Raw genomic sequence first — 13,005 nt, forward strand, 5'->3', positions numbered from 1 at the left:
AGAAGCTGGACTCGAAACACTCAACAACTCTGCAAGCTGCTTCGTTCGTTTCCGTGTATCTCGTCGGTATGGGGTGCATTCTATAGATTTTCTCCTCCCTTGCAACCCCTTATTTCACTTATTTTCAACAGGTGTTGCTTTTTTCGACTAAAAAGATGAAAAACATGAATTTTCACTCATTTTTTAATCATTATTCATATTTATTTTCATCATTCATTTAAATTTCACGAATAATTTTCATTTTTATGCACAATGGAGCTTATATATTTTGATGATTTATTTTCCAAAATGTTTTTATACGCTACATTGAATAAAAATTAAGTTGAATTGCTCGCATGATGCGCTCCATTATTCTGATCTTTTTCTTTTTATGCATTGCATATTTTGCTGTACAACGTTTTATTCATCCTCAGTTGAATCACAATTCAACTTTAGATCGGCTTCAACACCCCATTGATCAACGCCTAAGATATCGTATTGGGTTTATTGACCCAAGATTTCAACTTGATGCAGCGGCATTACGCCAAATAACTCAAGAGGCAGCGAATATCTGGGAAAATCAAACTCAACAAAAGTATTTTGTTTATGACCCCAATGCTCGTCTTACAATTAATCTCATTTTTGATGAACGTCAAAATGAATCCAATTATAGAAAGCATACGCTAAAGCAATTTGAAAATAACAAATCATTAGCCGATGAAATGAGATTACAGCTAGAACAAGAATCACAACAACTTGAATTTTTAAAACAGCAAATTGAACAGCAGCAACACAACTATAGTAATGATCTAGATCAACATAATAATTTCGTCCACCACATTAATGGCTTAAACACATCTATTACAGATTCACAACTTCAGCAGATCAATAACTCTAAGACACTGCTCACACAGCAGAAGCTTGGAATTGATAGCAATATTGAACGTTTTAACATCTTACGAACAGAACTCAACGATAAAGTTGAAAAATTCAATCAATCCCAACACCAACAACGTAAAGCCATTGATGAATTCAACCAAGTTTTTCAAGCCAAAATGTTCCACAAAGGTGAGTTTAATGGTCGCGAAGTCAATATTTATGAATTTCAATCTATAGATGAGCTTCGAATCACATTGGCTCACGAATTTGGTCATGCATTAGGTCTTCAGCATACTAATGACCCCAATGCCTTAATGTATCCAATTCTAGAAAAGCAGAATTTCTCCAATTTTAAATTGACTGCTGCTGATCTCGAACTACTCAAAAGTCGATGAAATCAGCACCAAAGCTCAATCCCATAATTAAATTACGGATTTAATTGAATAGTTTTGAATTCGTGTTAAGGTATTTTGAAATTAATCAGAGGAGAGAGACGTGAGTTATTATCATATTATTCTTGAGGTAAATGATCATATCAGCACGATCGAGGAAACTCGTGATATTGAAATATTTGATATTGTCGAGCTTCAACCTTATCTCTACTCAATTTTACTGCCATATTTCAATAAACAACTCATCGAACTCGATGATGAGAACATTAAATTCGAAGACGTCTTACATATTCAAATTAAGCAAACATTATTACCTATTCAAGATTTAATTGAAGAGGAACAACGCCAACTTCCAAGCGATACAGATGTCACCATTACAGCTTATGAAATTTTTAACGATCGAGAATTAAGTCAAGATGTAACCTTAGTCATTTTTGACTTACTCGATGCTGTTAAAATCGATCGTTCTATTATTTAGAAACATCATCACAAAAAAAGGTCAACCTATGTTGACCTTTTTTAATCCGGGAACCTATTTATTGCATCATCAGCTGAGCCTGCTCATTTCTAAATGCACTCAATATCTGCTGTCCCGCTCGACCTGTAGGATTTAAGCCCAATCGGGTTTGCTCTTGACGAATTGCCTGTCGAGTTTTATCCCCAATTAAACCATCAATCGCACCAATATCGTAACCGCGCTGGATTAAATAGCGTTGAATTTCTCGGCGTTCTGCTCTTGATGTACCAGGATCATCAGTCGGCCAAGCTTTTGCAATTTTAGCTTTTCCTTGCAATCGATCTGATAAATGTGCGATTGCCAACGCATAACTTTCTGCTGCGTTATAACTATATATAGCATCAAAATTTTTAAATACTAGAAAGACCGGCCCAGCACTGCCAGCAGGCGCAAGCAACCCAGCTTGAGAAGATGCTGAAAGATTACCCTGAATTAAAGGGGAGCCATCCACTCTATTCAATCCTTGATTGACCCAATAAGACAATGCTTTCTTATTACGTCGCCCCTCACCTACAACTGACATTCCTGCAGGAATCTGCACTTCAAATCCCCAAGGTTGACCAGTTTGCCATCCTCTTTTCTTCAAAAAATTTGCTGTTGAAGCCAAAGCATCTGGAATACTCGAGACTAGATCACGTCGTCCATCACCATCAAAATCTACAGCAAGCTCATCATAGGTTGAAGGCATAAACTGAGTATGACCAAAAGCCCCTGCCCACGATCCTCTCAATTGTTCTTCCCGAACATCACCACGCTGTAAAAGTTTCATGGTGGTAAAAAATTCACCTCTAAAATACGATTGACGGCGCCCCTCACAGCTTAAAGTTCCCAAAGCTTGAAGCAATGGATAGCGTCCAGAAATATCACCATAGTTACTCTCAACTCCCCAAACTGCAACCGCCATTTCAGCTGGAATGCCATAAGCCACACTTACACGGTCAAGTGTTTCTCGATGCTGTTGAAGTTTCTGTTGCCCCAATTGAACACGTTCATCATCAACTAAACCTGACAAATAATCCCAAATTGGCGTCGAAAATTCAGGCTGATAATTTAAACGTTCAATCACAGAATAGTCAGGAGTTAAATTCTGCGTGTAACGATCATACGTCGCCGAGCTAACCCCTTTAGTAATCGCTTGTGATTTTAAATTCGAGATGCATTGCTGAAAATTAGGAGCGGATGACACAGTTGCCGTCATGGATGGCGAGGCTGTCACAGACTGACCATTAATAATCAACTCAGCATGAGTTTGAGACATCGCTAAAAAAAATGAACCTATCGTGAGTGCAAGCCGTTGCATAAGACCCTGTAATTCTAAAATGTTGGAATTATGTCTTTACCTTAACAGCTCACTCTAAAAATTAAAGCATCGAATCGTAAATTTAAATTCATACTTTCTACTTTTTTAAATTTATTTTGAAAATTTAAATTTAAAAACTTATCCACAACCTAGTTTTAAATTCATTTGTTATTGAATTTAAATTTAAACCGCCACACAATATTTAAATTCAAAAAAACTTATCCACAGTCATCCAATACCACAAATTAACATAAATCATTGAAAATTATAAATATTAAAATAATTTAATTTACTCAATAGATAAGAATTTAAATATAAATCTTTAAATACATTTTTGAATTCAAACCTCAATAGTAACTTTGAATTCAAAATATCCTGCAAGCCTATTATTTTAAATTTAAAAACTGCGTATGCATTTTATTTGAATTTAAAACCGCTTTGAATTCAAAGTTAAGATGGCTCACATAAGCCATAATCAAACTTATACACAGTTCAAAATATGTGTTCTAATCAGAACTAATAGTATAATTATTATGCAATTTTTTAAAATTTCATCCGACCAATGGCCAGTGATTTTTAAAGAGGCGCAATCATGCCTTAAACAAGATAAATAAAAAAGCGACCACTCGTGTGATCGCTTTTTTTATCAGCAACTTAAAGTTTAGATGGTCATATCTTCACTTAATGCTAATGGGTTTGGTAAAATTTTCGACAACTGACGACAGAGTGTAGTCAATTCTGAGCTATTGATTGGCATTAAGGTAATATGACCAATTTTACGACCTTCACGTTCTGACTTATTATAAAGGTGCAAATGAGCACCCTCTAAAGCCAATACATCTTCAGTCTTTGGATGCTCACCAATAATGTTCACCAATACCGTTGGACGAATTATCTCAGTTGAACCCAAAGGTAAGCCTGCAACAGCACGGATATGGTTTTCAAACTGAGAGCACACAGCACCTTCAATCGACCAATGACCTGAGTTGTGTACACGTGGCGCCATCTCATTAGCATATAAGCCTTTGTCCGTCACAAATAGCTCAAGCGTCAGCACACCGACATAGTTCAAATGGTTAAGCAAGCGAGTGACGTAATCTTGTGCTACAGGTTGTAGATCTACACTGTTCGGTGCAGGGACAATCGAGTGCGATAAGATACCATTGTGATGGTGGTTCTCAGCCAATGGCCATGTTTTCACATCACCATTCTGACCACGTACTGCAATGATTGACACTTCACGCGAGAAAGTCACAAAACTTTCAGCAATCAATTCACCCGCAGGACCAAGTTCCGCCCATGCTTGATCAATTTGATCCGCAGTGCGTAAGACAAACTGACCTTTACCATCATAACCACCACGTGAAGTTTTTAGTACGATTGGAAGACCAAGTTCAGCGACCGCGTTTTGTAAACTTTCTAGTGATGTCACCGCTTTGTAAGGTGCTACTGGAATATCTAACTCATCAAATAACGCTTTTTCAGACAAGCGATGTTGAGCAATCGCTAAAGCCTGACGCGGGGGATGCAGTTGCTTAGTTTCAGTTAATACGTCTACATCTGACAATGGCGTATTTTCAAATTCTAAAGAAAAGACTTCTGCACTATTAATGAAATCCTGTAAGCCATTTTCAGCTTGAGTTGAGATCACTGGACCCAAAGCAGCAGAAGGGCAGTCTGTACTTGCTTCAAAAAAAGTACATTGAATATTTAATGGAAGTGCCGCCTGCGCCATCATTCGACCCAATTGACCGCCACCAAAAATACCGATGGTTTTATCCATAAGATTTCTCTCGAATTAAGCTTGACCAGGAATATTTTTACTCGCAACTTTTTCAGTTTGCGCTAAACGAAAATCGGCTACATTCTTTGCAATATCAGGGCGAGTTAAACCTAAAATTTGTGCCGCCATAATCGCAGCATTGGTCGCACCTGCAGGACCAATTGCCAGAGTACCGACAGCAATACCTGCTGGCATTTGTACAATTGAAAGCAATGAATCAACACCATTCAAGATCGAAGATTTAACCGGTACACCTAGAACAGGAAGATCAGTCTTCGCTGCGCACATACCCGGTAAATGCGCTGCACCACCAGCACCCGCAATAATCACTTGGATACCACGATCACGAGCTTGCTCAGCATATTCAAACAAACGATCTGGCGTACGGTGTGCTGAAACAACTTCCGCTTCAAAAGGTACACCAAGCTGATTCAACATATTGGCAGTGTGTTCGAGTGTCGCCCAGTCTGACTGAGAGCCCATGATAATTCCAACGAGAGGAGTGTCTTGTGAAGCGGCCGCATTCATTGCAATGTTTCCAGAGATTAAAGTAAGAGAGATAAATCTCGACGAGAGCCAAGCTTTAATAAGAACTCACTATTATAGACTGAAAATGAATAGGTCTAAAGTTAAGCTGATAAAATAAGGATTAAAAATATATACTTGTTAATAGACATAAAAATGAATTTTATGATTGGTCATTGTTCGGCCTTAAACGTCTAGCTCATTTAAGACAAATTGAATTTACATAAAACTGAACTAAGCCATTCAAATTAAAAAATAAAAAGGAGAATATAGCATGTGGTTTAAACTGAAACTATGGTGGAATAACCCTGCAGAAAATTTATGGTTTACACCAGCACTTGGGGCTTTATTAGCGATTTTTTTCTCTCTATTTGCAACCGCAAGTCGTTATTTTATTCCATCACACGCGGTTCCAAATATCAGTATTGAAACACTAAGTAGCCTACTGGATATCATTGCTTCGAGTATGCTGGCGGTCACTACATTTTCACTTTCGATTATGGTCGCCGCATTTGCTTCAGCTTCCTCAAGTGGTACGCCACGTGCTTATAAGCTGATGATGAATGATGATAATACTCGTCTCGCAATTACCAGTTTTATTTCCGCATTTATCTATGCCGTCATCGCAAAAATCGCTTTGGGTTTACAATATTATGGCGTTTCGGGTCGTTTTGTCTTATTTGTAAGTACCATTTTGGTTCTCATTTATTTGATTGTGACACTGATTCGTTGGGTACAAACATTGTCTCAGCTTGGCACATTAACCAATGCTATTTCTAAAATTGAAACAGCAGCATCTCAAGCTTTAAGTACATTCCGTACACACCCCAACTTTGGCGCTTCAGGACAAAAACCATTGGGCGAAAGCCAACTCAAAATACACCCAAAACAGACAGGTTATTTTACTCATTTTGATATTGAGTCCTTAAATCTTCTTGCTCAAACTCACAATGCACATATTCATCTTGCTTTTCTTCCTGGGAAATTCGTAGACCCATCACTGGTTCTGATTGAAGTCTTTACGGAAAATCCAATAGATGACGAAGAATTAAAAAATTTAGAACATCAAATTCATGAATACGTGATTATCGAAACGAACCGAAGCTTTTTACAAGACCCAAGATTTGGTTTATTGGTCATGAGCGAGGTTGGACAAAAAGCGATGTCAGCTGCAATTAATGATGTGGGTTCAGCAATTAGTGCGATCAATGCCTTAACGCGGATTATTATTGATAGTCAGCCAGATCCAGAACAGAAAACTTTTAATTTCTCGAATATCAGTGTCGATATGTTTGATATTCGTGAGTTTATTAACAGTAGCTTTGCACCGATGGCACGGGACTGTATAAGTAATATCGAATTAAATCAAAGAATGATTAAATGCTTATCCATGATTGAAAAAAATGTATCTGAACCGGAACTACGGGAAGCTGCTCATGAAATGGCACATGAAATCTTGGCACGCTGCTTAAAACATTTTGAATTTGAGCCTGATCGTCAAAGATTAATTCGGGAATATGAAAATAACTTTAGTTAATCTTTATCCTTTTGAATCATGGTGTTCTAAACACAAAATACACACAACCACATAAGCAAAGTGCAGCCCATACATAATCCAATTTGAAAGGCTGTTTAAACATGAAAATCATGAAAGGAACAAATACCAATAGCGTAACAACTTCCTGAGTGATTTTCATTTGTCCCACAGCCCAGCCATTTTGAGCCAGCATCTTGGTTGCAGGAATCATCAAACTGTATTCGATTAATGCAATGATCCAACTAAATAGAATGGCTTGCCATAAAGGGGCATCATGCGGCAAAAATTTTAAATGACCATACCACGCCAAAGTCATAAAGCAATTTGCTAAAATCAGAAGCAATAAAGGTAAATAAATCATTTAAATCTCAAGTTAAATCGTCCGCGTTATTCTACGATTAAATCATTTCGTTTCATCAGACTAGATTAAAAATATTCATATATTTTAGTTCATAAATTTAAAAATTTATTTCTGCAAAATTTTACGGAAGGCCTTCTAATAATCACTATCTTTTCACCAAGAGCCTTGTTATCGTTGACATCAAATCAAATAACACATGACAACAGCACCAAAAAGATGTTTGTGTCGAAAAGAGTAGTGGAGTAAATCATCATGCATCTGCATATTTTGGGAATCTGTGGCACCTTTATGGGATCGTTAGCACTGTTAGCTCGAGACCTAGGGCACACAGTGACAGGCTCGGACCAAAATGTGTATCCACCTATGTCGACACAACTCGAAAATGCGGGTATTACCTTAATGCAAGGTTATGACCGTAGTCATTTGCAACCACACCCAGATTTAGTGATCGTTGGTAATGCCATGAAACGTGGAATTGATGCCGTTGAATACATGCTAAATCAGGGTTTACCCTATATCTCTGGACCACAGTTCCTTGCCGACCATGTGTTACAAGGTAAACATGTATTAGGGGTTGCTGGTACGCACGGAAAAACAACCACTACCACGATGTTAGCTTGGGTATTAGATCAAGCGGGCTTGGAACCGGGCTTTTTAATTGGTGGTGTACCACTTGGATTTAAAGAAAGTGCTCGTCTAGGCGGAGGTCAATATTTCTGTGTAGAAGCAGATGAATACGACTCTGCCTTCTTTGATAAACGATCTAAATTTGTTCATTACCATCCAAAGACAGCTATTCTGAATAATCTTGAATTTGATCATGCAGATATCTTTGATGATCTCGCTGCCATTCAAAAACAATTTCATCATTTGGTTCGTACTATTCCAAGTGAAGGCCGTATCATCGCACCAATCACTGAATCAAATATTGATGAAGTTTTGGCACAAGGCTGTTGGACACCGATCGTCCGTACATCGCTTGAATCTCATGATCAATCAACTATCTCTGCAAACCAACTTTCTGCAGATGGTACTCACTTTCAAGTCTTAAAAGACGGCGAAGTAAAAGGTACAGTCCAATGGTCGATGACAGGTCAACACTCCGTTGCAAATGCTTTAGCAACCATTGCAGCTGCAGAGCATGTAGGTGTTTCCATTGAAACTGCATGCGAAGCATTATCGAATTTTGGTGGTGTAAAACGCCGTATGGAGCTCCTCGATACCATTCGAGGTATTGAAGTTTTCGATGATTTTGCTCATCACCCAACAGCAATTGACACAACACTGGATGGTGCTCGTAAACGACTAGGCGAACGTAAACTATGGGCTATTATTGAGCCGCGCTCAAATACGATGCGAATGGGAAGCCACAAAGATGGTTTAGCATATTCTGCTCGATTGGCAGATGAGGTGATTTGGTATCAACCTGAGGGTTTAGATTGGGATCTACAACCTGTTGTTGAAGCTGCTCCGAATAAAGCTATGGTAGCGCGTACTATAGAAGAGATCATTCAAACTGTCGTGAATGATGCAGGCGAGGGGGATGCCGTTGTGATCATGTCAAATGGTGGTTTTGGTGGTTTGCATCAAAAACTCATTCAAGCACTCAAAGCAAAAGAATAAATAAAAAAGCCCGCTCTGCGGGCTTTTTTATATTTAAGCGGTAACATCATGATATTCATTATGAAAACGCTTAAACATGACAACCACATAAGAGCAAGTTGGAACAATTTTTAATTTTTCTGTACGAGCAAATTCTACAAGTCGATCTAACAATAACTTTGCAGTTCCTTGTCCACGTAAACGATCATCGACCCAAGTATGATCCGCTATAATGATCTGTGGAGTTTGGTAACGATAGCTGATTTCTGCAATTCTTGATTGATCTGCGTCCGTGAGATAAAACTCACCGCCTTTCACACTATCGATATGTTCAAACTGCATATGACCGCTCACTATATGATTTTATTTAAACAGAACATCGTGGATTGCTTCATCTTTGTTGAAAACAGATTTAGCAAATGGACAAAGCGGTAGGATTTTAACATTCTTTTGACGAGCTAATTCCACCGCACGGTCAACAAGTTGACGTCCCACGTTTTGCCCTCTTAATGAATCATCAACCCAAGTATGATCAATAATAAATTTATCTTCACCTGCCCATGAATAAGTCATTTCAGCTAAATGATGGCCATCTTCACCAATAAAAAACTCACCTTTTGATCCATTTTCTTGATGTTTAATTTCTAACATTATCATTATCCTATCATTCGTTATTAAATATAGATTAGAACGACATATTTACATAACACTATGAAAAAATGGGACAAACTTGTCTATCAATTACAAATTCAAAACTTTAATTTATTTTAAAAAAAGAAATATTATAAAAAACAAAAATATATATTGTCAGTCATAATCATTAAATGTTATTTTTTTACCATATAAATGTATTATTATTGTTAAAAAATTAATGAGTAAATGAAATGGATATCTATTTAATATCAATTGTAGTATTGATCATCATTGCAATAATCTTATTAATTTCAATTTTTAAAGACAAATTTAATAACCCATTTAAATAATTTGCACACAACTTATAAGTGTGTCATCCTTTGTGCACTCGAAATCAAATGAAACGATTTCAACGTAATTTATTATCAAATTTGAACAAGGGGAGTAGCCTCCTCCAACAGTACTTAAATACTGTGTCAGAATATCGTCATTACACTTTGAAAAAAGTCGGTATCTGAGCATCATTTCGATTATCTAAAATGCATAATCAAAATGGTGTAGGCAAGACCTTGATCATGTTGTTTCAGAATTATTATCTGGCAACTGGTCGAGGTTTTTTTTATGCCAAAATCAATTGCCAGTATTGGAGATCACTATGGAAACCATAGGCAATATTTGGCTTTATGTCATTTTTTTTGGCATCGTCACGATTATGCTCTTAATTGACTTTCTAGGTTTTAAACAAAAAGAAGGTCAAGAAGTTAAAGTTAAAACTGCTGCTTATTGGAGTATTGCATGGGTCACTGTCGCAACACTTTTTGGTGGTGGACTATGGCTATATCTAGAAAATACCGCTGGTATAAACGTAGCCAATACGAAAGTTATGGAATATTTTGCCGGCTACTTACTGGAAAAGTCGCTTGCAATTGATAACGTCTTTGTGTGGCTAATGATTTTTGCTGCATTCGCTATACCTCCTGCACTTCAACGTCAATTACTCCTTTATGGTGTATTAGGCGCTATTATTCTCAGAACAATTTTTATTTTTATCGGTGCGTGGTTCGTTCAGGAATTTTCGTGGATCCTCTATATCTTCGGTGCTTTCCTTGTATACACTGGATTTAAATTCCTTAAAGGACAAGAGGATGATCCAAATATTGAAGATATGGCCATTCTGAAATGGCTACGTAAACACATGCGAATTACTCCACAGTTGGAAGGAAATAAGTTTTTCGTAAGGCAAAATGGCGTTCTATGGGCAACCCCATTATTTTTAGTGCTAATTTTAGTCGAGGCATCTGATGTTATTTTTGCAGTCGATTCTATTCCAGCGATTTTTGCGGTCACCACTGATCCTTTTATTGTCCTTACAGCTAACTTGATGGCTATCCTCGGTCTACGGGCTATGTTTTTCTTACTGTCTGGAGCCGCTTCAAAAATGCATTATTTACCTTATGGACTTGGGGCTATTTTAATTTTTATCGGTTTCAAAATGCTTATGCTTGACGTATTTCATATGCCAATTTGGATTTCATTAAGTTTTATCGTGATTGTCCTTTCAATTACTGCATGGCTTTCAATCCGTTATAGTAAAAAACATCATCAAATGACCTTATAAGGTCAAACTTTGTTGGATTCAATAAAGCCTTCATCTGAAGGCTTTATTTATATCCTTAGATGAGCAATCTAATTCACAATGCTTAACTCAGGCCATCGTTCCAAAAAACATTTTGACTTAACCCTATGTTCAAAGACTCCACGTGAAACCAAACGATTATTCCACCTTAATTTTAAAGTAAATAAATCTTCAAGCCCCAAAGGTGCGAGGATTTCAATATGATTATTCTCCATTAATTTGATAGCGATTGCGGTTGCCGTTTCTGGCCAAAAACTCATAGCATGATGTACTGAAGTATATGGATCAATTTGAGCACCTTCATCAGTTCTGTACCAATGATGTACCAGGGCTTGATTTGTAATGTCCCAATGAATATTAGGATATCTATGTTGAAGTGCACCCTTTAAATAATTTCGTCTCTCATCCATTTTTTCTGAAGGATCAAAATAAATGACATCAATTTCAGTTTCAAAAATAGAATAATTTTGATTATGTAAATAAGACCAGATCCAATTTCGAATCAAGCCCGCACTAAAATAGGCCGCACTATCAATCTGCCGTAAACAATGTAAAAGTTCATAAATATCTGCATTAGATCGTATTAAATGGCTTAACTTCTCATATAAGTCCATGGGTAAATTCACTTTATATATTTTGATTAGAATTTAATATTTCCACTCAGCTCTCCAATTTTAAATGTTAAGAGACGGTTGGCAAAGATCTTGCATCATCTCCAAAGAAAAAAGCTCAGTAAATTTAGCGCAGCTCTTCGGAGCTCTTTTTTAGGAAATGACGATGAATATGATTCCCGCATTAAATCCACTCAGTGCACCTTGCCAATGTAGTTTCGACTTACAAGATTGGGAAATTCTCGCGCAATATTGGTATCCAGTGGCTCGTATTCAAGATGTTTCAACCACACCACATCAGGTCACTTTACTTGATGTAAAAATGGCGATTTACCAAACTGACAATGGGGAAATTCGATTAGTGCGTGATATCTGCCCTCATCGGGGTGTACCTCTAAGCAAAGGATGGGTAGAGGGTGAAGAAATTATTTGCCGATATCACGGGTTAAGATTCGACCTTGCAGGGAAGTGTACAAAAATTCCTGCTCAACCTGATTTAACTAAGATATCTGACCGTTTTAGTTTAACCCAATTTCCAGTAATTTTGAGATATGGACTGGTCTGGACTAGCTTGCATGGACGTGATTCTCAACACAATAATATTCCCCAACTTGACACTTGGGATCATCCTGATCATCAGTCTATTTTACCTCCATATGTTGATATTGCAGGCTCAGCAGGTCGTCAACTCGAAGGATTCATTGATGTAGCTCACTTTGCATGGGTGCATCACGAAGCTTTTGCAGATCGAAACAACCCAGTTGTACCGAAATACCATACTGAGAGAACAGACTATGGTTTAAAAACAATTTATATTAGTGGTGTCAGTAATTACCCGCATAGCTTTGAAACACTTAGAGCCAGAAGGTTTTGAATGGAAAAGGACTTTTGATATTTACCCACCATTTTCAGCGATATTAACTGTAGATTTTCCAGACAATGGGATTTTAAAAATCTTGAATGCGTGTTGTCCTGTATCGGTCAATCAAACCAGATTATTTGTTCCTTTGACGCGTAATTTTGATCAGACTGGAGATTTACAAGCAGTCTATGATTTTAATGCCCAAATTTTTGCCGAAGACCAAGATATCGTAGAATCGCAAAAACCTGAAGAATTACCACTTGATTTAATGATGGAAGCGCATTTTGAGGCTGATCGATCTTCGACTACTTATCGTCGTATTCTCGCAGAGTGGGGGCTCAGCAAACGATATACAGTTTAATTAAGATAGATCAGTTACAATCAATCG

General features: G+C 37.3%; 12 protein-coding genes and 1 pseudogene. 6 read left to right on the forward strand and 7 right to left on the reverse strand.

Going from position 1 to position 13,005, the window contains the following annotated elements; all coding sequences use genetic code 11:
• The first annotated feature begins 335 nt into the window (after nucleotides 1–335).
• The gene (locus AC1M87_RS13325) at nucleotides 336–1,253 is read left to right on the forward strand and encodes a matrixin family metalloprotease (RefSeq protein WP_481593971.1); all 918 of its coding nucleotides are present in this window, start codon (nucleotides 336–338) and stop codon (nucleotides 1,251–1,253) included.
• 100 nt (nucleotides 1,254–1,353) lie between these two features.
• The gene (locus AC1M87_RS13330) at nucleotides 1,354–1,728 is read left to right on the forward strand and encodes a hypothetical protein (protein ID WP_035270344.1); all 375 of its coding nucleotides are present in this window, start codon (nucleotides 1,354–1,356) and stop codon (nucleotides 1,726–1,728) included.
• Between the two features lie 58 nt (nucleotides 1,729–1,786).
• On the opposite strand, the gene AC1M87_RS13335 is transcribed toward AC1M87_RS13330, so the two are convergent.
• The 3 genes from AC1M87_RS13335 to purE all read right to left on the reverse strand — a co-directional run bounded on the left by AC1M87_RS13335 (nucleotide 1,787) and on the right by purE (nucleotide 5,378).
• Complete coding sequence (locus AC1M87_RS13335) at nucleotides 1,787–3,067, reverse strand: lytic murein transglycosylase (protein WP_481593972.1); 1,281 nt, start codon at nucleotides 3,065–3,067, stop codon at nucleotides 1,787–1,789.
• 661 nt (nucleotides 3,068–3,728) lie between these two features.
• Complete coding sequence (locus AC1M87_RS13340; RefSeq protein WP_481593973.1) at nucleotides 3,729–4,850, reverse strand: 5-(carboxyamino)imidazole ribonucleotide synthase; 1,122 nt, start codon at nucleotides 4,848–4,850, stop codon at nucleotides 3,729–3,731.
• 15 nt (nucleotides 4,851–4,865) lie between these two features.
• Nucleotides 4,866–5,378 (reverse strand): 5-(carboxyamino)imidazole ribonucleotide mutase, encoded by a 513-nt coding sequence (gene purE, locus AC1M87_RS13345; RefSeq protein WP_035270333.1) that lies wholly within the window; start codon nucleotides 5,376–5,378, stop codon nucleotides 4,866–4,868.
• A 271-nt stretch (nucleotides 5,379–5,649) separates the two neighbouring features.
• Between purE and AC1M87_RS13350 the strand changes: the two genes are divergently transcribed.
• The gene (locus tag AC1M87_RS13350; protein ID WP_092768740.1) at nucleotides 5,650–6,912 is read left to right on the forward strand and encodes a DUF2254 domain-containing protein; all 1,263 of its coding nucleotides are present in this window, start codon (nucleotides 5,650–5,652) and stop codon (nucleotides 6,910–6,912) included.
• Nucleotides 6,913–6,928: 16 nt separating this feature from the next.
• Here AC1M87_RS13350 and AC1M87_RS13355 read toward each other — a convergent pair whose 3' ends face one another.
• Nucleotides 6,929–7,273 carry a DMT family protein gene (locus AC1M87_RS13355; protein ID WP_481593974.1) on the reverse strand — a complete coding sequence of 115 codons (345 nt, stop codon included), beginning with the start codon at nucleotides 7,271–7,273 and terminating at the stop codon, nucleotides 6,929–6,931.
• 252 nt (nucleotides 7,274–7,525) lie between these two features.
• On the opposite strand from AC1M87_RS13355, the gene mpl reads away from it, so the two are divergent.
• Nucleotides 7,526–8,896, forward strand: a complete 1,371-nt coding sequence (mpl, locus tag AC1M87_RS13360) for a UDP-N-acetylmuramate:L-alanyl-gamma-D-glutamyl-meso-diaminopimelate ligase (protein ID WP_481593975.1) — start codon at nucleotides 7,526–7,528, stop codon at nucleotides 8,894–8,896.
• A 33-nt stretch (nucleotides 8,897–8,929) separates the two neighbouring features.
• On the opposite strand, the gene AC1M87_RS13365 is transcribed toward mpl, so the two are convergent.
• Together AC1M87_RS13365 and AC1M87_RS13370 are read right to left on the reverse strand one after the other, a co-directional pair.
• Nucleotides 8,930–9,217: a GNAT family N-acetyltransferase gene (locus tag AC1M87_RS13365; protein WP_481593976.1), complete on the reverse strand. Its 288-nt coding sequence runs from the start codon at nucleotides 9,215–9,217 to the stop codon at nucleotides 8,930–8,932.
• 21 nt (nucleotides 9,218–9,238) lie between these two features.
• Nucleotides 9,239–9,526, reverse strand: a complete 288-nt coding sequence (locus AC1M87_RS13370) for a GNAT family N-acetyltransferase (protein WP_035268578.1) — start codon at nucleotides 9,524–9,526, stop codon at nucleotides 9,239–9,241.
• Between the two features lie 637 nt (nucleotides 9,527–10,163).
• Here AC1M87_RS13370 and AC1M87_RS13375 point away from each other — a divergent pair.
• Complete coding sequence (locus AC1M87_RS13375) at nucleotides 10,164–11,126, forward strand: TerC family protein (protein ID WP_035268580.1); 963 nt, start codon at nucleotides 10,164–10,166, stop codon at nucleotides 11,124–11,126.
• 68 nt (nucleotides 11,127–11,194) lie between these two features.
• On the opposite strand, the gene AC1M87_RS13380 is transcribed toward AC1M87_RS13375, so the two are convergent.
• Nucleotides 11,195–11,758 carry a nucleotidyltransferase family protein gene (locus tag AC1M87_RS13380; RefSeq protein WP_481593977.1) on the reverse strand — a complete coding sequence of 188 codons (564 nt, stop codon included), beginning with the start codon at nucleotides 11,756–11,758 and terminating at the stop codon, nucleotides 11,195–11,197.
• Nucleotides 11,759–11,921: 163 nt separating this feature from the next.
• Between AC1M87_RS13380 and AC1M87_RS13385 the strand changes: the two are divergent.
• Nucleotides 11,922–12,978: pseudogene (locus AC1M87_RS13385) on the forward strand (Rieske 2Fe-2S domain-containing protein).
• Nucleotides 12,979–13,005 lie beyond the last annotated feature (27 nt).

The organism is Acinetobacter sp. 24-47-62 (assembly GCF_056779765.1).

Bases quoted from the DNA above. Each gene is read 5' to 3' on its own strand.
- AC1M87_RS13335 (WP_481593972.1), bottom strand. From the start codon at position 3,067: ATGCAACGGCTTGCACTCACGATAGGTTCATTTTTTTTAGCGATGTCT.
- purE (WP_035270333.1), bottom strand. From the start codon at position 5,378: ATGAATGCGGCCGCTTCACAAGACACTCCTCTCGTTGGAATTATCATG.
- AC1M87_RS13375 (WP_035268580.1), top strand. From the start codon at position 10,164: ATGGAAACCATAGGCAATATTTGGCTTTATGTCATTTTTTTTGGCATC.
- AC1M87_RS13355 (WP_481593974.1), bottom strand. From the start codon at position 7,273: ATGATTTATTTACCTTTATTGCTTCTGATTTTAGCAAATTGCTTTATG.
- AC1M87_RS13325 (WP_481593971.1), top strand. From the start codon at position 336: ATGATGCGCTCCATTATTCTGATCTTTTTCTTTTTATGCATTGCATAT.
- AC1M87_RS13370 (WP_035268578.1), bottom strand. From the start codon at position 9,526: ATGTTAGAAATTAAACATCAAGAAAATGGATCAAAAGGTGAGTTTTTT.
- AC1M87_RS13350 (WP_092768740.1), top strand. From the start codon at position 5,650: ATGTGGTTTAAACTGAAACTATGGTGGAATAACCCTGCAGAAAATTTA.
- mpl (WP_481593975.1), top strand. From the start codon at position 7,526: ATGCATCTGCATATTTTGGGAATCTGTGGCACCTTTATGGGATCGTTA.
- AC1M87_RS13340 (WP_481593973.1), bottom strand. From the start codon at position 4,850: ATGGATAAAACCATCGGTATTTTTGGTGGCGGTCAATTGGGTCGAATG.
- AC1M87_RS13365 (WP_481593976.1), bottom strand. From the start codon at position 9,217: ATGCAGTTTGAACATATCGATAGTGTGAAAGGCGGTGAGTTTTATCTC.
- AC1M87_RS13380 (WP_481593977.1), bottom strand. From the start codon at position 11,758: ATGGACTTATATGAGAAGTTAAGCCATTTAATACGATCTAATGCAGAT.